Annotated in this window: 18 protein-coding genes and 1 pseudogene; 6 read left to right on the plus strand and 13 right to left on the minus strand. The window is 67.2% G+C overall.

Going from position 1 to position 16127, the window contains the following annotated elements:
• Positions 1-11: 11 nt before the first annotated feature.
• The 7 genes from LZK98_RS18840 to LZK98_RS18865 form a co-directional block, all read right to left on the minus strand.
• Complete coding sequence (locus LZK98_RS18840; RefSeq protein ID WP_233784045.1) at positions 12-1091, minus strand: YjgN family protein; 1080 nt, start codon at positions 1089-1091, stop codon at positions 12-14.
• Positions 1092-1142: 51 nt separating this feature from the next.
• Positions 1143-1268: a hypothetical protein gene (locus tag LZK98_RS20585; protein ID WP_264757859.1), complete on the minus strand. Its 126-nt coding sequence runs from the start codon at positions 1266-1268 to the stop codon at positions 1143-1145.
• Positions 1265-1474 carry a helix-turn-helix transcriptional regulator gene (locus tag LZK98_RS18845; RefSeq protein WP_233784046.1) on the minus strand — a complete coding sequence of 70 codons (210 nt, stop codon included), beginning with the start codon at positions 1472-1474 and terminating at the stop codon, positions 1265-1267. Before LZK98_RS18845 ends, LZK98_RS20585 begins: the two co-directional genes overlap by 4 nt.
• Entirely contained in the window at positions 1471-1875 is a 405-nt protein-coding gene (locus tag LZK98_RS18850) for a hypothetical protein (protein WP_233784047.1), read from the minus strand. Before LZK98_RS18850 ends, LZK98_RS18845 begins: the two co-directional genes overlap by 4 nt.
• 209 nt (positions 1876-2084) lie before the next feature.
• Complete coding sequence (locus LZK98_RS18855; protein ID WP_233784048.1) at positions 2085-2546, minus strand: DUF6644 family protein; 462 nt, start codon at positions 2544-2546, stop codon at positions 2085-2087.
• The gene (locus LZK98_RS18860; RefSeq protein ID WP_233784049.1) at positions 2547-2891 is read right to left on the minus strand and encodes a DUF6152 family protein; all 345 of its coding nucleotides are present in this window, start codon (positions 2889-2891) and stop codon (positions 2547-2549) included.
• A 56-nt stretch (positions 2892-2947) separates the two neighbouring features.
• Entirely contained in the window at positions 2948-4351 is a 1404-nt protein-coding gene (locus LZK98_RS18865; protein ID WP_233784050.1) for a glutamate ligase domain-containing protein, read from the minus strand.
• A gap of 76 nt (positions 4352-4427) precedes the next feature.
• On the opposite strand from LZK98_RS18865, the gene LZK98_RS18870 reads away from it, so the two are divergent.
• A complete protein-coding gene (locus LZK98_RS18870) occupies positions 4428-5249 on the plus strand; it encodes an LD-carboxypeptidase (protein WP_233784051.1) in 822 nt (273 codons plus the stop codon).
• On the opposite strand, the gene LZK98_RS18875 is transcribed toward LZK98_RS18870, so the two are convergent.
• A complete protein-coding gene (locus tag LZK98_RS18875) occupies positions 5218-5631 on the minus strand; it encodes a VOC family protein (RefSeq protein ID WP_233784052.1) in 414 nt (137 codons plus the stop codon). The two genes, LZK98_RS18870 and LZK98_RS18875, sit on opposite strands and share 32 nt — an antisense overlap.
• Before the next feature lie 37 nt (positions 5632-5668).
• Positions 5669-6019, minus strand: coding sequence for an antibiotic biosynthesis monooxygenase (locus LZK98_RS18880; RefSeq protein WP_233784053.1), 351 nt, complete (start codon positions 6017-6019; stop codon positions 5669-5671).
• A 158-nt stretch (positions 6020-6177) separates the two neighbouring features.
• Here LZK98_RS18880 and LZK98_RS18885 point away from each other — a divergent pair, with 158 nt between their 5' ends.
• From LZK98_RS18885 to LZK98_RS18905, 5 genes are all read left to right on the plus strand, one after another.
• Positions 6178-6441, plus strand: coding sequence for a hypothetical protein (locus tag LZK98_RS18885; RefSeq protein WP_233784054.1), 264 nt, complete (start codon positions 6178-6180; stop codon positions 6439-6441).
• A gap of 224 nt (positions 6442-6665) precedes the next feature.
• A complete protein-coding gene (gene thrS, locus LZK98_RS18890; protein ID WP_233784055.1) occupies positions 6666-8663 on the plus strand; it encodes a threonine--tRNA ligase in 1998 nt (665 codons plus the stop codon).
• 314 nt (positions 8664-8977) lie between these two features.
• Positions 8978-9511: a translation initiation factor IF-3 gene (gene infC, locus LZK98_RS18895; protein WP_233784056.1), complete on the plus strand. Its 534-nt coding sequence runs from the start codon at positions 8978-8980 to the stop codon at positions 9509-9511.
• Positions 9511-10377: a glycoside hydrolase family 16 protein gene (locus tag LZK98_RS18900; RefSeq protein WP_233784057.1), complete on the plus strand. Its 867-nt coding sequence runs from the start codon at positions 9511-9513 to the stop codon at positions 10375-10377. Before infC ends, LZK98_RS18900 begins: the two co-directional genes overlap by 1 nt.
• A 162-nt stretch (positions 10378-10539) precedes the next feature.
• The gene (locus tag LZK98_RS18905) at positions 10540-11130 is read left to right on the plus strand and encodes an HXXEE domain-containing protein (RefSeq protein ID WP_233784058.1); all 591 of its coding nucleotides are present in this window, start codon (positions 10540-10542) and stop codon (positions 11128-11130) included.
• Between the two features lie 15 nt (positions 11131-11145).
• On the opposite strand, the pseudogene LZK98_RS18910 reads toward LZK98_RS18905, so the two are convergent.
• The 4 genes and pseudogenes from LZK98_RS18910 to grpE form a co-directional block, all read right to left on the minus strand.
• Positions 11146-12174 (minus strand): annotated as a pseudogene (locus LZK98_RS18910) (aldo/keto reductase).
• A 77-nt stretch (positions 12175-12251) separates the two neighbouring features.
• Complete coding sequence (locus tag LZK98_RS18915; protein ID WP_233784059.1) at positions 12252-12635, minus strand: VOC family protein; 384 nt, start codon at positions 12633-12635, stop codon at positions 12252-12254.
• Positions 12636-12650: 15 nt separating this feature from the next.
• Positions 12651-15401 carry a [protein-PII] uridylyltransferase gene (locus tag LZK98_RS18920; protein ID WP_233786639.1) on the minus strand — a complete coding sequence of 917 codons (2751 nt, stop codon included), beginning with the start codon at positions 15399-15401 and terminating at the stop codon, positions 12651-12653.
• A gap of 141 nt (positions 15402-15542) precedes the next feature.
• Complete coding sequence (gene grpE / locus LZK98_RS18925; RefSeq protein WP_233784060.1) at positions 15543-16121, minus strand: nucleotide exchange factor GrpE; 579 nt, start codon at positions 16119-16121, stop codon at positions 15543-15545.
• Between the last annotated feature and the right edge of the window lie 6 nt (positions 16122-16127).

The following is a 16127-nucleotide window of genomic DNA, read 5'->3' on the forward strand; positions in this document are numbered from 1 at the left end:
GCCTGCCTTCATCAGAAGGCACCCACGTCGAACGCATCGAGCAGCCCTTCGCCCTGGGTCGGCGCGCGCGTCTCCGACTGCGTCAGCTCGTCGAGGTGGAGCTCGCCATAGGCCTCGATGTGGGTGATGAAGAACTTCCAGTTGCGGTAGGGCACGAACAGCATGCCGACGCCGAACGTCACCAAGACGAGGCCAATATTGCCGAGGAACAGGAGGATCCAGTCCCTGGTCCGCGCGGTGAAGTCGAAGGCGAGCGGTCCCAGCTCCAGCGCGCCGACCGCCTCGCGGTAATAGGCCGAGTAGAAGAACAGCGCGACCGCGCCGAGCAGGCCGTAGAAGCCGAGGATGAAGACGGTCGCCAGCACGATCGCCATCACGCTCGGCTCCCGGCTGGAGCCGACGGTCATTGCCGTCATCATGCCGATCAGGAACAGGCCGACGAACAATGCGATCGGCACCAGATAGAAGATCAGATAGCGGCCGATGATGTGGTTCCAGTCGGCGTTGGCCTCGAAGCGGTAGGGGCCGAAGCTCATCTCGCGCCAGCGCCGGTTCCACAAGCTGGTCATCGACCATGGCACCATCAGGCCGAATGCGAGGAAGCCGAGCAGCGTGCGCCAGAGATGCTGCCAGCCATAGGCGAGCCCCTGCGTATCGCTGCCGCCGCGGATACCGTGCCAGAAGGTACGGCTGAGCCGGTAGCGGATGGCGCGGAAGATCGCGACGCCGACCAGATAGAGCAGCAGCAGATAGAGCAGGAAGACCAGCAGTCCCGCCGCGCCCGGGTGGCCGCGCAACACCATGCCCTGCAGCAGCAGGTTGAGCAGCGCGAACGGAACCAGGAAGAACAGCAGCGCCATCAGATAGCCGACGAACAGTTCCAGTCCCGTACCGGTCCATTCGAGCCGATCGTCGATGAAGCGGGTGCGGCTCCACAGGTAGCGCCGCTCGCGGGTACGCGCCCAGAAGGCGTAGATGCCGAGCGTGACGATCGTCAGCAGCAGGTTGGTGAAGGCGATCGGCGCGAACTCGCGCCAGTCGCCGTGGAATTCGAAGGCGCTGTGCGGCGCGGTCCCCTGCTGCATGTCCATCGCGATTCCCCCTTGCCGCTCGTTGGAGCCGAGCGGCGGGAAAGCGTCAACTCACTTTGTGGCGAGGAGGGCCTCTACTGCCCGGCGCAAGGAATCGCTGTGGTTGGGAAAGGCGTTGAACAGCAGGAACGGCAGCGCGATCGCCGCGATCAGGCGCCCCTTGGCGGCGGGGGTCATTGGTCGGTCTCCTTGGCGGGATTGACGAAGATGGCTTCGATGGCGAGCCCGAAGACGTCGGCGATCTTGAAGGCGAGCGGCAGCGAGGGATCGTAGCGCCCGGTCTCGATCGCGTTGACGCTCTGGCGCGAGACGCCGAGCCGGTCGGCGAGATCCTGCTGGCTCCAGTCGCACTCGGCGCGGAGCACCTTGAGGCGGTTCCTCATTCGCGGCCTCGCAGCGTCAGCCTGTTGACGCAGGCGCCGAGCAGCAGGCCGCCGAGCCACAGAATCGGCCAAGTATAGGCGACGACGTGCGGCACGAGCGCGAACCCTTCCAGAAAGCCCCAGATCGTCGAGGCCGCGAGCATCACGCCGGTCGCGACCAGCAGCTGCCTCACCTGCAGCACGCGCAGATATTCGTCGCTCTCGTCGAAGAGGTAACGTCCCATCGCGAGGAAGAATCCGGTGACCGGCAGCGCGGGCAGGACGCCGATTACATAGGCCAGCGGACCGGACACGAGATGCCGCGACAGGAGATAGACGGCGCCGACGAGCAGCACCGCATAGGCGCTGCTCAGCAGCAGGATCGTTCGATTGTACCGTTTCTGGGCGGGTGAGAAGCGCATGACAAGCATCCTGTAATTTCTGACAAGGATGCTTTACTCACCGGCGCGAATTATGTCAAGCACACTTTGCAATTTGAAAAGCTTGCACGTCAAAGCAAAACGAGGTCGAGTTGGAATCCTGCCCCTACGAAAGCAGGAGCCTTGACCATGGGCACGTTTGTGGCCTGGGCTCCTGCTTTCGCAGGAGCACTGCAGCTGCTCTAATCCGCCTACGCGTAGGCGATCAGGCGGCCGAGGGCGGCGACGGTGAGCCAGAGGAGGAGCGAGGCGCCCGCCAGCATCCGCAGAGGCCAGGACGGCGTCTCCCCGGCTCGCCACCAGAAGCGGAAGGCCAATGCGTTGGCGAGCGCGACGGCGATCAGCGTGAGCTTGGTCAGGAAGCGCGGGGATCGGATCAGGGCGGTAGCGTCCGCTGCGAACAGGACGGGACCGCTCGCCGCCAGCATCAGGAGGCCGGCAATCGCGATCGGAGTCAGCGCTCGCGAGAGGGTGGCGAGCGGCAGCGTGCGGAAAGCGCCGACCAGCCTCAGATCGACCACGCCGATGCCGCCGACCAGGCAGACGAGACCGAGGAGGTGAACGAGGTTGGCGGCCGGATAGAGCCACGCCGATTCCCGCGCGGCCATGCCGAAGGCGCTGGCCTCGATCGATGCGGCGAAATTCTCGAGCAACTAGCGCAGCTCGACCGTCTTTCCGGCGACGGTGACGCGTTCGATCCGCATCTCCGGCGTGCCGTCCTTGCGCGGATAGCCTTCGAGCGTCACCGGCTTGCCGTTCGCCAGCATCTCGCGGGTAAGCCCGCGGGCTTCCATCCGAGCGACCGGCGCAAGCACTACGTCCCAGGTCTTGCCTTGGTACGCCACCTTGCCCCCGCCGTGCGGGTTGCCCCAGGAGACATTGGCGAGCGGGGCGGTGATCTTCACCACCTTGGTGGCATCGTAGCTGCTCCAGCCATGGTGGGCGACGGCCGCGCCAGGGATCGACAGCGCGGCAACAAGCAGTATCGGGAATCGCATGTGAGCCTCCTGATCCAGCCGGAACAGATTAGACCAAGAGCTGGCGCGAGTCCCTCTCAATCGGCGCGGCCGCGGAGCGATTCGACCAAGTCCGCCGCGAGCAGGCTCAGCGTATCGTCGCGCGCGCCCATCACGACGATACGGTCGCCGGGCCGCGCCTCGGCGACCAGATGCGCGGCGGCGGCGGCGCGATCCGGAATGTGGAGGGCATGGCGGCCCGAAGCGGCGACGTCGGTGACGATGTCGGCGCTGGTCACCTCGCGGGTGACGGTGCCGCCCATGTAGACCGGGTCGGGCAGCACCAGCACGTCCTCGGCGGCGAGGCCGGTGACGAAGGTCTCGACCAGCTCGCGCCGCATCACCTTGAGCGGGCCGAAGCCGTGCGGCTGGAACAGCAGGAGCAACCGGCCGGGGAAGGCGTGGAGCGTCGCCAGCGTCGCGGCGATCTTGTCGGGGTTGTGACCGAAGTCATCGATCACCGCGACGCCGCCGCCCGCGCCGACCAGCTCGAAGCGACGGCGCAGGCCCGTGAAGCCGGCGATCGCTTGTGCCGCATGGGCAAGTGGAATGCCTGCTGCCCGCGCGCCGCCGATCGCGGCAAGCGCGTTGGCGACGTTGTGGCGACCGGGGACAGCCAGGCGGACGCGCACCGTCTCGCCCCCTTCGGTGAGGTCGAAGGCGATCGCGAACGGCTCCTCCGCGATGTCGCCGGCGGTGAGGTCGGCCGGTTGCTCCACCGCCACCGTGATTAGGCGGTTGCGCGGTAAGGTCATGGCGAGGCGCGCGGCCTCGGCGTTGCCGGTGTTGATCACCGCGACCTCCGCCTTGGCGATGAAGGCGGCAAACAGGTCGTTCAATTCGTCCAAGGACTTGTGATCGAGGCTGACGTTGTTGAGTACCGCGATCCTGGGCTGGTAGAGCGCGATCGAGCCGTCGCTCTCGTCGACCTCGCTGACGAAGGCGTCGCCCTGCCCCACCAGCGCGCTGGCGAAGGGCGCATCCGGCGAGGCGAAGTTCTTCATCACCGCGCCGTTCATCACCGTGGGATCGCGGCCGGCGGCGTGGAGGATCCAGCCGATCATGCCGGTGACGGTCGACTTGCCGCTGGTGCCGGCGACGCCGATCGGGAGCGCCGCCTGGTTGAACAGGCCGGCGAGCAGCTCGGCGCGGCTCATGCGCGGGGCGGCGACCCGTTCGGCCGCGACGATGTCGGGCACGGTCGCCTCCACCGCGGCCGAGGCGACCACGGTCTGATCGGGCGAGACGATGCCGCTGCCGTCCTGCGGGAACAGCTCGACCCCGAGCGTGCGCAAGGCATCGAACTTGGCGGGGACTCGGCCCTGGTCTAGGCTGCGGTCCGATCCCGCGACGCGGGCGCCGCGGCCTGCGAGGATCATCGCCAGCGGCATCATGCCCGAGCCGCCGACGCCGACGAAGAAGAAGGATTTGCCGGAAAGCATCAGCGCGGGCTATCCGTCCCGCCGGTCAAGGGCAAGGGAGGCTTGCCGCATTGGTGTCGAACGGAAGGTGACCTGAATGCGCATCGCGGTCTGCGCCCCCGCACGGTCGATCAGCCAGGCCGGGGCCGCGCGCGTGTCGGCATTCGCGGCGCTCTACTATCCACAGGTCGAGCTGGTGTTCGATCCGCAATGCTTCGTGGTGGAGGGGCATTTCGCCGGGCCGGACGCGCTCAGGGCCGAGACCTTCCTCAGATACGCCAACGATCCCGACGTCGACGCGATCTGGTTCGCGCGCGGCGGCTATGGCTCCAACCGAATTCTCGAGGCGGTGATGCCGCAGCTCGGGCCGGCGGCGCGCGAGAAGAGCTACATGGGCTTTTCCGACATGGGCTTCATGCTGGGTGCACTCTACGCTCGACGGATCGGCAAGCCGGTGCATGGGCCGATGGCCTCCAACGTCAGCGAGGCGAGCGGCGGGGTGCCGGTGGGGCGGGCGCTCGGTTGGCTGGTCGATCGCGATCGCAAGGTACTGGAGCCGACGCTCGACGGGCGGCCGGCGGCGGCATTCAACCTCGCGATCCTGACGGCGATGCTGGGGACGCCGTGGGTGCCGGACCTCACCGACCATATCCTCTATCTCGAGGAGGTATCGGAATCCTATTACCGGATCGACCGGATGCTGTTCCAGATGGCCAACGCCACGCAGTTGCGCGGCATCGCCGGGGTGCGGCTCGGCGCGGTGACCGACGTGCCCGACGGCGACACCGAAGTCGAGTTCGGCGAGACGCTGGAGCAGATGATGGAGCGCTGGTGCAAGGAAATGGGCGTGCCCTATCTGGGGCGCGCCAGCATCGGCCATGCGGCGCTCAACATGGTGGTGCCGTTCGGGGTGGCCTAGCTGCGATCAGCTCGCTCGGCCAGCCGATCCGGACCAATAGATCGTCGGGGCCGTTGAGGGCGAACTCGTACATCCCCCATTCCTTGCGGGTTGGCCGCTTCTCGCGTTCGATGATCGCGTCGCGCATCGCCACGGCGATCGCGTCGACGCGCGGGGTGTAGAGGTAGACGCCGAAGGGATTGCGGCCGGGCACCAGCCAGCCCTCGACCGCCTGGTTGAGATGCACCTCGCCGCCTTCGCCGTCCGAGAGCATCCGATAGTCGTCATAGCCCTGATCCGCCGGGCGGCTGAAGCCGAGGCGGTTCCACCACGCCTCCGCAGCGTCGAGATCGTTGCACGGGATGATCGCGGTGACGTTGGCCCGCGGGGGCGTGTCCGGCATGGCATGGCTCCGTCGAGTCGGCAGGTAGTGCTGCTTATCATCCGCCCGCCAGCGTCACCACGTCAGATCCCGCCGCCACGCGGTGATGCTCGACGCGCTCGGGACGGTCGAGCAGGAAACGGTCGTCCTCGGGATAGTAGCGCGCCAACGTCGGGTCCGCCCCGGCAAACGCCTCGATCGCCGCCAGCGAGGTCCACCAGCTCAATGTCGTCACCTCGCTCGTCCCGTCGCCGAGCGCGCGGAACAGCATCTGGTAACCAAGGTTGCCTGGCGTCGCGCGATAGTCGTCGAGCCCGGTCGCGAGGATATAGTCGGCATAGGCCCGCTCGTCGGCGGTGCGGATGCGCGCCGACCAGCGCCGCAGGATCACCTCGTTACCTTCGGTCATGCTGCCTCTCCTCTATTGCCGCAGATGTGGCAGCGATTGCGCGCGGAAGGAAATCGAAGCTTCGGACAGTGCGACAAGCCGGCCTTATGACGCTCTCCCGTGCTTGACTCGCGCTGGCCCAGACGTGACGGGGCCAAGCGAACGAAAGGAATGCCGCCATGAATGAAATCGCCGAACTCCATGCGCAGATCGTCGCCTTGCGCGTTGCGGTGGAAGGCGCGTGGCTGTCGCTGCTGTCGACCGATCCCAACGCCGTCGAGAATGCTGACCGGTTGCGGCGCGAGACCATTGCCGGGTTCGGCAAGCTCGACGCCTCGACCCCCGAGGCAAAGGCGATGCTGGAGGCGATCGTCGGGCATACCGACCAGCTGTGGAGGAGCATCGGCTGGCAGCTCGAGAACAGGACTGCTGGCGAAGCCTGAGGGGCGCCGCTATATCAGTCCCATGCAGCGCCCGCTCGCCCTGACCGAGACTAGCACCACCCCGGCTCTCCGGGGGGACTTCGGCTCGGGCACGCAGCGCTGACCGACGGGCCGAAGGCTCCGCCCGGGGAACGGGAGGAGCCGGCGCCCATCCTCTCGTTCCTGCCGCTTCACTCCGGGCGCTCGCCAGTGCATTAGGCACGCCGGATTCGCAGGACGACATGATGAACGACACGCTCCAGATCACGCTTCCCGACGGCTCGGTGCGCGAAGTCGCGCGCGGCACCACGCCGGCGGACATCGCCGCGGCGATCGGCCTCGGCCTCGCCAAGGCGGCGATCGCGGCGCGGGTCGACGGCGAGCTTCGCGACATCACGCGCCCGCTCGACCATGACGCCCAGCTCGCGCTGGTCACCAGCCGCGACGAGAAGGATGCGCTGGAGCTCGCGCGGCACGACTATGCGCATGTGCTGGCCGAGGCAGTGCAGAGCCTGTTCCCGGGCACGCAGATCACCTTCGGCCCGGCGACGGACGATGGCTTCTACTACGACTTTGCGCCGAAAGAACGGCCCTTCACCGAGGAAGACCTGCCCGCGATCGAGGCGGAGATGCGCAGGATCATCGCCGCCGACAAGCCGCTCCGCCGCGAGGTGTGGACGCGCGAGCAGCTGATCGAGCGGTGGAAGCAGCAGGGCGAGACGTTCAAGGCCGAATGGGCCGCCGAGCTGCCCGACGACGAGGAACTGACGGTCTATTGGTCGGGCGGCGACTGGCTCGACATGTGCCGGGGGCCGCACCTCGCCTCGACGGGGAAGCTCGATCCGCAAGCGTTCAAGCTGACGCGCGTGTCGGGCGCCTATTGGCGCGGCGACCAGAAGAACGCGATGCTCTCGCGCATCTACGGCACCGGCTGGCTCAACAAGAAGCAGCTCGACGCGCACCTCCATATGCTGGAGGAGGCGGCCAAGCGCGACCACCGCAAGATCGGGCAGGAGATGGACCTGTTCCACCTCCAGTCGGAAGCACAGGGCAGCGTGTTCTGGCACCCCAACGGCTACATCATCTGGCGCGAGCTGGAGGCCTACATGCGCCGCCGGCTCGACGCGGGCGGCTATGCCGAGGTCAAGACGCCGCAGCTGATGGACGCGCGCCAGTGGGAGCAGTCGGGCCACTGGGGCAAGTATCGCGAGAACATGTTCGTGGTGCCCGACGAGATCCCGAACACCGAGGACGACGCGGCGATCTTCAGCGGCACCGCCGACCTGATGGCACTGAAGCCGATGAACTGCCCGGCGCACGTCCTCATCTTCCGCCAGGGCATCAAGAGCTACCGCGACCTGCCGATCCGCATGGCCGAGTTCGGCTGCTGCCATCGCAACGAGCCGCACGGCGCGCTCCACGGCATCATGCGCGTGCGCCAGTTCACGCAGGACGACGCCCATATCTTCGTGCGCGAGGACCAGCTGGTCGAAGAGGTGGCGAAGTTCATCGACCTGCTCGACACGGTCTACAAGGATCTCGGCTTCGAGAATTATGCGATCAAGCTGGCGCTGCGCCCGGACAAGCGGTTCGGCAGCGAGGAGATGTGGGACTGGTCCGAGCAGTCGCTGCGCGACGCGGTGGCGGCGACCGGGCGCAATACCGAGCAATTCGGCTGGGAGGAGCTGCCGGGCGAAGGCGCCTTCTACGCGCCCAAGCTCGAGTTCCACCTGACCGACGCGATCGGGCGGACGTGGCAGGTCGGAACGATCCAGACCGACACGGTGCTGCCCGAGCGGCTCGACGCGAGCTACGTCGGCGAGGACGGCGAGCGGCATCGCCCGATCATGCTCCACCGCGCGATCCTAGGCAGCTTCGAGCGTTTCATCGGCATCCTGATCGAGCATCATGCCGGCCGCTTCCCGCTGTGGCTGGCGCCGGTGCAGGCGGTGGTGGCGACAATCGTGTCCGACGCCGACGACTATGCCCGCGAGGTCGCGGCGAAGCTGGCGGCGGCGGGCATCCGCGTCGAGACCGACCTGCGCAACGAGAAGATCAACTACAAGGTGCGCGAGCATTCGGTGGCGAAGGTCCCGGCGCTGCTCGTCGTCGGCAAGCGCGAGGCGGAGGAAGGCACCATCGCCGTCCGCCGGCTGGGCAGTGAGCGGCAGGAAGTGGTCAAGCTCGACGACATCGTCGCGGCGCTGGTCGCGGAGGCGAAGGCGCCGGACCTCGCCCGATGAAGGTTGAGCTGGAGTCTTTCCGACTTGGTTGAATCGCCATTCTTGACCGTTCATCCCGAGCGAAGTCGAGGGACAGTCCGTCACGTAAAATGTCCCTCGACTTCGCTCGGGACGAACGGCGCTTCAATCCAAGTCGGAAAGACCCCGAGATTCGCCCACCTCCGGCGTCCGGAGACCGGCCCGCTGGGCCGTCCCTATCCGCTCATCCACATGAAGCATGCGGGTCGTGGCTGAGCGGCTTTCAAAAGCCGTCGTCCGCGACTATATTTACGGGTCTGGAAACTAATGCAGGAGCAATACCTATCCGTCCTCCCATGATGCGCCGGCCTTTGCAGGCGCCGCCGATGAACGGCCCCCGGTTCAACGAATTCATCCAGTCGCCCAAGGTCCGCGTGATCGACCACGAGGGCGAGAACCTGGGTGTAATGTACACGCGCGAAGCGATCGAGCAGGCGCAGGAGCTCGGCCTCGACCTGGTCGAGGTGTCGCCGAACGCCGATCCGCCGGTCGCCAAGTTCCTCGATGTCGGCAAGTACAAATACGAGGCCCAGAAAAAGGCCAATGCCGCGCGCAAGTCGCAGAAGACGCAGGAGATCAAGGAGATCAAGATGCGTCCGAACATCGACGATCACGACTATGATACGAAGATGAAGGCGATCCACAAGTTCATCGGCGAGGGCGACAAGGTGAAGGTCACCCTGCGCTTCCGCGGTCGCGAGCTTTCGCACGGGCAGCTCGGCATGAACCTGTTGAAGCGCGTCCAGGACGATACCGCCGAGGATGCGAAGGTCGAGAGCTATCCGCGCATGGAAGGCCGCCAGATGCTGATGGTGCTGGCGCCGAAGTGATGCGGCTGCGGTGGCGGCTCGCGGCGGCGCTGACGATGCTGCCGCCCGCGGGCGCCGCCGCCCAGACGATCGCCACACCCCCTGCCCCCGCGGCGACCGACGAGCGAATCGCGGTGCCGAAGGACTATGTCCAGGTGTGGGCCGACGAGTTCGACACACCCGGCCTGCCCGATCCCGCCAAATGGCGCTACGACACTTCGCGCAACCGCGAGGGCTGGTGGAACAACGAGCTGCAATATTATGCGGCCGGCCGGCGCGAGAATGCGCGGGTCGAGGACGGCCATCTCGTGATCGAGACGCGCAAGGAGCGGGTCGACAAGGCGGCCGACTATGGCGGGCAGGACTACAGCTCGGCCAAGCTGTTCACGCAGGGCGTCGCCGACTGGACCTACGGCTTCTTCGAGGTCCGCGCGAAGCTCGCCTGCGGCAAGGGCAACTGGCCGGCGATCTGGACGCTAGGGTCGGACGCAGGCGCCGGGTGGCCCAGGCTCGGCGAGATCGACATCATGGAGCATGTCGGCCAGACGCCGGGAACGATCCACGGATCGGTGCATACCAAGGCCTACAACCACGTCGCCAAGACGCAGAAGACCGCCGAGGCGCAGGTGCCGGACGCGTGCACCGCCTTCCACACCTATCAACTCGACTGGACCGCCGACCGCATCCTGATCGGCGTCGACGGGCGCGCCTACATGCGCTTCGACAACGACCATAAGGGCGACTCTGCGACCTGGCCGTTCGACAAGCCGCAGTATCTGATCCTCAATGTCGCGGTCGGTGGCTGGGGTGCGGACCAAGGGATCGATCCGGCCGCCTTTCCGGCGCGGATGGAGGTGGATTACGTGCGGGTGTGGCAGAAGCGGTAGGGGTGAGCTCGGCCGTCCATCCCGTTGACGCCGGGCCGTAGCCTCATGTCTTCGCTTTCCCATCTTTGGCCTTGGTTAGGGCTTGGCGTCGCCGCGGCGCTGCTCGCCGCCCTGCTGTTCGGCGATCTACGCGGCGACCGCGCAGAGCCGCGGACCAGGGACATGAGCTGGCTCGCCTGGGCGGCCACCGCGGCCTACCTGCTTCATCAGTTCGAGGAGCATGGCATCGATGCGCGAGGCATGCCTTATGCCTTCCGTAGCACGCTTTGCGCCACATTCGGCTTCGCGGACGCGACACATTGCCCGATCCCGGACGCCTTCATTGCCGCGGTGAATATTCCGGTGGTCTGGCTGGCCGGCCCGATCTCCGCCTTGCTCGGGCGCCGCTGGCCGGCGATCGCATTGAGCTATCTGAGCGTGCCGGCCGTCAACGCTGTCGCGCATCTGGGGCCGGCGATAGCGAGCGGCAGCTACAATCCGGGCCTCGTTACCGCAGTCCTTCTGTTCCTGCCGCTATCGATCTGGACTTTCCGGATCGCGCTGCGCCGACCGGACCTCGGAGGGCTGGCCGTGGCCGCGACTCTCCTTGGCGGCATCCTGATCCACGCCGTGCTCATGCTTTCGCTCAAGGCGTATCTGGCCGGCGGGATCAGCGAGACCGTCCTTATCGCGATCCAGATCTTCAACCCGGCTGTTCCGATGCTGCTGGTCGCGGCCGTCGCATCGCGACGACCGCTTCGGCGTGCGACCTGATATCCGTCGGGCCCCCTACCACCGCGTCGGCTTGGGGTTGCGGGCGTCGAAGTCCATCTGGTGCCAGTAGGGATAGGCGGGCGTGCGGCGGCTGGCGTCGTCGAGGCGCTCGATCTGCTCTGTAGTGAGCGACCAGCCGACCGCGCCGAGATTGGCCTTGAGCTGCTCCTCGTTGCGCGCGCCGATCACGATGTTGGCCACCGTCGGTCGGCTCAGCAGCCAGTTGAGCGCGACCTGGGGGACGGTCTTGCCGGTCTCGCCGGCGATCGCCTCCAGCACCTCGACCACCGTATAGAGATACTCGTCGTCGACCGGCGGGCCGCCGACCGCGCCGCCCGAGGCGATGCGGCCACTCTGGTCCTGCCCGCGGCGGATCTTGCCGGTGAGGCGGCCCCAGCCGAGCGGGCTCCACACCATCAGGCCGACGCCTTGGTCCAGCCCGAGCGGCATCAGCTCCCATTCGTAGTCGCGGCCAATCAGCGAGTAATAGCCCTGGTAGGCGACGTAGCGCGCGAGGCCGTAGCGCTCCGACGTCGCCAGCGACTTCATCAGATGCCAACCGGAGAAATTGGAGGCGCCGATATAGCCGATCTTGCCACTGGTGATGAGGTCGTCGAGCGCGCGCAAGGTCTCGTCGACCGGCGCGATCGCGTCGAAGCCGTGCATGAAATAGAGGTCGATATGATCGGTGCCGAGCCGCCTGAGACTCGCCTCGCACGCGCGGATCAGGTGGTAGCGCGAGGAGCCGACGTCGTTCGGGCCATCGCCGGTGCGAAAAGTCGCCTTGGTCGAGATCAGCGCCTTGTCGCGCTTGCCTTAGAGCGCCTCGCCCAGGATCTCCTCGGAAGTGCCCGCCGAATAGATGTCGGCGGTGTCGAAAAAGTTGACGCCCGCCTCCAGGCAGATGTCGACCAGCCGGGTCGCCTCGGCAACGTCGGTGTGCCCCCAGGTGTTGAAGAACTGATGGTCGCGGTTGAACGTGCCGGTGCCGAAGCTGAGCACGGGCACCTTGAGGCCCGAGCGGCCGAGTTGACGGAATTCCATGTCCTGTCTCCACCTGGAAGGACCGCCGGACGGCGGCCGCTCGCCTCAGGTGGGATGCCGCGGCCGATTTGGAAGGATCAGGAGGCCGGCGGCTCCCACAGCTCGATCGCATTGCCTTCGGGATCGTGGATGCGGGCGAACTTGCCGGTCTCGGGCGAGTCCCATTCGTCCTTTGTGACGATCTCGATCCCGGCGGCGTTGAGCTGTTCGAGCATCCCCTCGAGGTCGCGCACGCGCAGGTTCAGCATGAACTGCTTGTCCGCCGCGAAATAGTCGGTCGCCGCGCCGAACGGCTGGAACACCACCGGGCCGCCCTGCACCTGCCAAGCCCATTCGCTGGGCTCGCCCGCCTCGTCGGCGGCACAGCCGGCGCCGACGCCGAGATGCTCCTTGTACCAGGTGGCGAGGCCATCCGGATCGCGGGCGCGCCAGAAGAAGCCACCGATTCCGAGCACGGGCATCGTCTCTCTCCCCTGTCAGGCGGCGATATCGAGCGCTCCGTCGCCCTCGGCCGCCGCCAGCAGCCGCTTCTCGATCGCCTTGATGCGGCCGGCGGCGGTGATCTTATCGCCGATGAGGTCGGTGACATAGAAGGTATCGACCGCCCGTTCGCCATAGGTGGCGACGTGCGCCGAGCGGATCGTCACGCGCGACTGGAACAAGGCATGCGCGAGATGGTGGAGCAGCGCCGGCCGGTCGCGGGCGTTGACCTCGATCACGGTGAAGCGGTTCGAGGCGTTGTTGTCGATCAGCACGTTCGCCTCGATCGGGAAGGCGTCGGCGCGCGGGCGCGGCAGCGGCTTGGCCTTGAGCCGGTCGCTGAGCTTGAAGCGGTTGGCGAGCGCCTCGGTGATCGCGGTCTTGATCCGGCCGAGCTGGCCAGCGTCGTCGAAGGGGCGGCCTAAGGGATCCTGGACGAGGAAGTTGTCGAGGGCCATGCCGTCGCGGGTGGTGTGGATGCGCGCGTCGATGATGTTCCCGCCGGCGGCGTGGATCGCGCCGGCGATGCGGTAGAACAGGCCGGGGTGGTCGGCGGCATAGACCGTCACCAATGTCGCGCCCTGATCGGCATCGGGACGCGCGTCGATGAACAGCTGCTCGCCGCCGGCGCGCTCGACGAGACGGGCATTGGCCTCCAGCACCTCGAGCGGCTCCGCCACCCAATAGCTTTCGGGCAAGCGGCGGACGAACTCGGCCATCCGTCCGCCATCCCAGTCGAGCGCCGCCGCAAGATCGGCCTGCTTGGCGGCGATGCGCTCGCCGCGGCCGCGCTGCTTGTGGCCGAGGCGCAGCACCTCCTCGGCGCTCTCGTAGAGATTGTGGAGGAGCTGGCGCTTCCAGCCGTTCCAGATGCCGGGGCCGACCGCGCGGATGTCGACGATGGTCAGCACCAGCAGCATCATCAGTCGCTGCGGGCTCTGCACCTGCTCGGCGAAGTCGAGGATGGTCTTGAAGTCGGAAAGGTCGCGCTTGAACGCGGTCGCCGACATGAGCAGGTGATAGCGGACCAGCCACGCCACCGTCTCCGTCTCCGCAGGCGTAAGGCCGAAGCGCGGGCCGAGTCGCTCGGCGACCTCGGCCCCCAAGATCGAATGGTCGCCGCCGCGCCCCTTGGCGATATCGTGGAGCAGCACCGCGACGTAGAGCGCGCGCCGCGCCACGATCTGCGGGAACAGGCCGGTCGAGAGCGGGTGGTCGTCCTTGGAATCGCCGCGCTCGATCGCGGCCAGCAGGCCGATCGCCCGGATGGTGTGCTCGTCGACGGTGTAGTGGTGGTACATGTCGAACTGCATCTGCGCGACCACGCGGCCGAAATCGGGCACGAAGCGGCCGAACACACCGGCCTCGTTCATCCAGCGCAGCACCATGTCGGGACTCTGCTTCGACGTCAGCAGGTCGAGGAACAGGGCATTGGCGCGCGGATCGTTGCGGACGTCGTCGACCAGCTTGGCGTCACGCGCGGCCGCCCGCATGGCGAGCGGGTGGATTTCGAGGCCGTGCTGCTCGGCGAGCGCGAACATCTCGATCAGGCGCACCGGGTCCTCGACGAAGAACGTGTCGCGCGGCAGCGCGAGCCGGCCGCGGTCGAGGACGAAGCCCTTCAATTTGCGCGGGCGGCGGCGGATCGTCGGCAGGTTGAAGAAGCGGCGGCCGCGCGCGGCGAACTGCTCGTCGAGATGCGCCAGGAACACGCCGGTCAGGTCGCCGACCACCTTCGCCTGCAGGAAATAGAACTGCATGAAGCGTTCGACCTTCGGCTTCCCCGGCCGGTCGGAATAGCGCATCCGCTCGGCAATCTCGCGCTGGAGGTCGAAGGTCAGCCGGTCCTCGGCGCGGCCGGCGATCAGGTGAAGGTGGCAGCGCACCGCCCACAGGAAATTCTCGGCGCGATGGAACTGGCGGTATTCGGCGCGGGTGAGCAGGCCCTTGTCGACCAGTTCGGCGGCACTCCCGACGTTGTGGATGTACTTACCGATCCAGAAGAGCGTGTGGAGGTCGCGCAGGCCGCCCTTCCCCTCCTTGACGTTGGGCTCGACGACGTAGCGGCTGTCGCCCATCTTGCGATGGCGCTCGTCGCGCTCGGCGAGCTTCTGGGCGATGAAGGTGCGCGCGGTGCCGGCCTCGACCTCCGCCTTGAAGCGGCGCGCCGCCTCTTCGTAGAGGTCGGTGTCGCCCCAGACGTAGCGTGCCTCGACCAGCGCGGTGCGGATCGTCACGTCCTTCTTCGCCTCGCGCACCATCTCGTCGAGCGAGCGCGAGGAATGGCCGACCTTCAGCCCCATGTCCCACAGCGAATAGAGCATCGATTCGATGACCTGCTCGCACCAGCCGGTCTGCTTCCACGGCGTGAGGAAGCCGATGTCGACGTCCGAATGCGGCGCCATCTCGCCGCGACCGTAGCCGCCGACCGCGATCAGCGTCATCCGCTCGGCGGCGGTGGGATTGGTGTTGCGGTAGAGCCGCTGGACGGTGAAGTCCCACAGCAGCCGCAGGATCTGGTCGATCAGGAAAGCGCCCGCCGCCGCCGCTTCCAGTCCGCGCGAGGGGTGTTCGGCGAAGCGCCGCGCGATCTCGGCGCGGCCGGCGTCGAGCGCCTGCTTCAGGCGATCGGTGGCGGCGCGGCGGAGTGCGGCGGTGTCCTTTGCCTCCAGCGCGGCGAGCGCATCGGCGATGGCGCGACGGTCGATGATCGCGCGGCGGTGCGGGACATGCTCGAAGCGGGACATGGCTTCGAGATAGAGATTGTACGCGATGCGCGCCACAAGTTCGGCGTCACCCCGGCCTTGGGCCGGGGTCCACCTATCGCCAATGTCTGAGCTTGCGGCACCGTGGATGCCGGAACAAGTCCGGCATGACGACTAATTTGATCAATCCGCCGCCTTGGCCACGCCCACCAGCGCCGGGCGGAGCAGGCGGTCCTTGAGCATATAGCCGGCCTGCATCTCCTGCACGATCGTGCCGGGCTCGGCGTCCGCGCTCGGGATCTCGAGCATCGCCTGGTGGCGATTGGGGTCGAGCTTCTCGCCCATCGCGGTGATCTTGGCGATGCCGTGGCGGGCGAAGACGTTGTCGAGCTCGCGCCCGGTCGCCTCGATGCCGGTGACCAGGCCCTTGAGCTTCTCGTCCTCGCGCAGCTCGGCGGGAATCGCCGCCAGGCCGCGCGCGAGGTTGTCGGCGACCGACAGCAGGTCGCGGGCGAACGCCGTGACTGCATAGGCGCGCGCGTCCTGCAGCTCCTTCTCCGCGCGGCGCAGCGAGTTCTGCGCATCGGCGCGCGCATAGAGCACCGCCGCCTTCGCCTCCGCCAGTTCCTCGGCGAGCTTGGCGACCTGATCGTGATCGGCGACCTCCGGAGCGGCCTCCGCGGTTTCCTCGCGCAGGTCCACGGTTTCCGCGGTCAATTCTTCCCCGTTCGGCGGGGACTGGTTCTTGGTCTCGTCGTTCATTGCGTC

The organism is Sphingomonas cannabina (genome assembly GCF_021391395.1).
Lineage (GTDB): Bacteria > Pseudomonadota > Alphaproteobacteria > Sphingomonadales > Sphingomonadaceae > Sphingomonas > Sphingomonas cannabina.

Excerpts from the sequence above, each read along its gene's own strand:
- thrS (WP_233784055.1), top strand. The coding sequence starts at position 6,666 with ATGAACGACACGCTCCAGATCACGCTTCCCGACGGCTCGGTGCGCGAA.
- LZK98_RS18870 (WP_233784051.1), top strand. The coding sequence starts at position 4,428 with ATGCGCATCGCGGTCTGCGCCCCCGCACGGTCGATCAGCCAGGCCGGG.
- LZK98_RS18915 (WP_233784059.1), bottom strand. The coding sequence starts at position 12,635 with ATGCCCGTGCTCGGAATCGGTGGCTTCTTCTGGCGCGCCCGCGATCCG.
- LZK98_RS18840 (WP_233784045.1), bottom strand. The coding sequence starts at position 1,091 with ATGGACATGCAGCAGGGGACCGCGCCGCACAGCGCCTTCGAATTCCAC.
- LZK98_RS18905 (WP_233784058.1), top strand. The coding sequence starts at position 10,540 with ATGAGCTGGCTCGCCTGGGCGGCCACCGCGGCCTACCTGCTTCATCAG.
- LZK98_RS18875 (WP_233784052.1), bottom strand. The coding sequence starts at position 5,631 with ATGCCGGACACGCCCCCGCGGGCCAACGTCACCGCGATCATCCCGTGC.
- LZK98_RS18850 (WP_233784047.1), bottom strand. The coding sequence starts at position 1,875 with ATGCGCTTCTCACCCGCCCAGAAACGGTACAATCGAACGATCCTGCTG.
- grpE (WP_233784060.1), bottom strand. The coding sequence starts at position 16,121 with ATGAACGACGAGACCAAGAACCAGTCCCCGCCGAACGGGGAAGAATTG.
- infC (WP_233784056.1), top strand. The coding sequence starts at position 8,978 with ATGATGCGCCGGCCTTTGCAGGCGCCGCCGATGAACGGCCCCCGGTTC.
- LZK98_RS18900 (WP_233784057.1), top strand. The coding sequence starts at position 9,511 with ATGCGGCTGCGGTGGCGGCTCGCGGCGGCGCTGACGATGCTGCCGCCC.
- LZK98_RS18885 (WP_233784054.1), top strand. The coding sequence starts at position 6,178 with ATGAATGAAATCGCCGAACTCCATGCGCAGATCGTCGCCTTGCGCGTT.
- LZK98_RS18920 (WP_233786639.1), bottom strand. The coding sequence starts at position 15,401 with ATGTCCCGCTTCGAGCATGTCCCGCACCGCCGCGCGATCATCGACCGT.
- LZK98_RS18860 (WP_233784049.1), bottom strand. The coding sequence starts at position 2,891 with ATGCGATTCCCGATACTGCTTGTTGCCGCGCTGTCGATCCCTGGCGCG.
- LZK98_RS18880 (WP_233784053.1), bottom strand. The coding sequence starts at position 6,019 with ATGACCGAAGGTAACGAGGTGATCCTGCGGCGCTGGTCGGCGCGCATC.
- LZK98_RS20585 (WP_264757859.1), bottom strand. The coding sequence starts at position 1,268 with ATGACCCCCGCCGCCAAGGGGCGCCTGATCGCGGCGATCGCGCTGCCG.
- LZK98_RS18865 (WP_233784050.1), bottom strand. The coding sequence starts at position 4,351 with ATGCTTTCCGGCAAATCCTTCTTCTTCGTCGGCGTCGGCGGCTCGGGC.
- LZK98_RS18845 (WP_233784046.1), bottom strand. The coding sequence starts at position 1,474 with ATGAGGAACCGCCTCAAGGTGCTCCGCGCCGAGTGCGACTGGAGCCAG.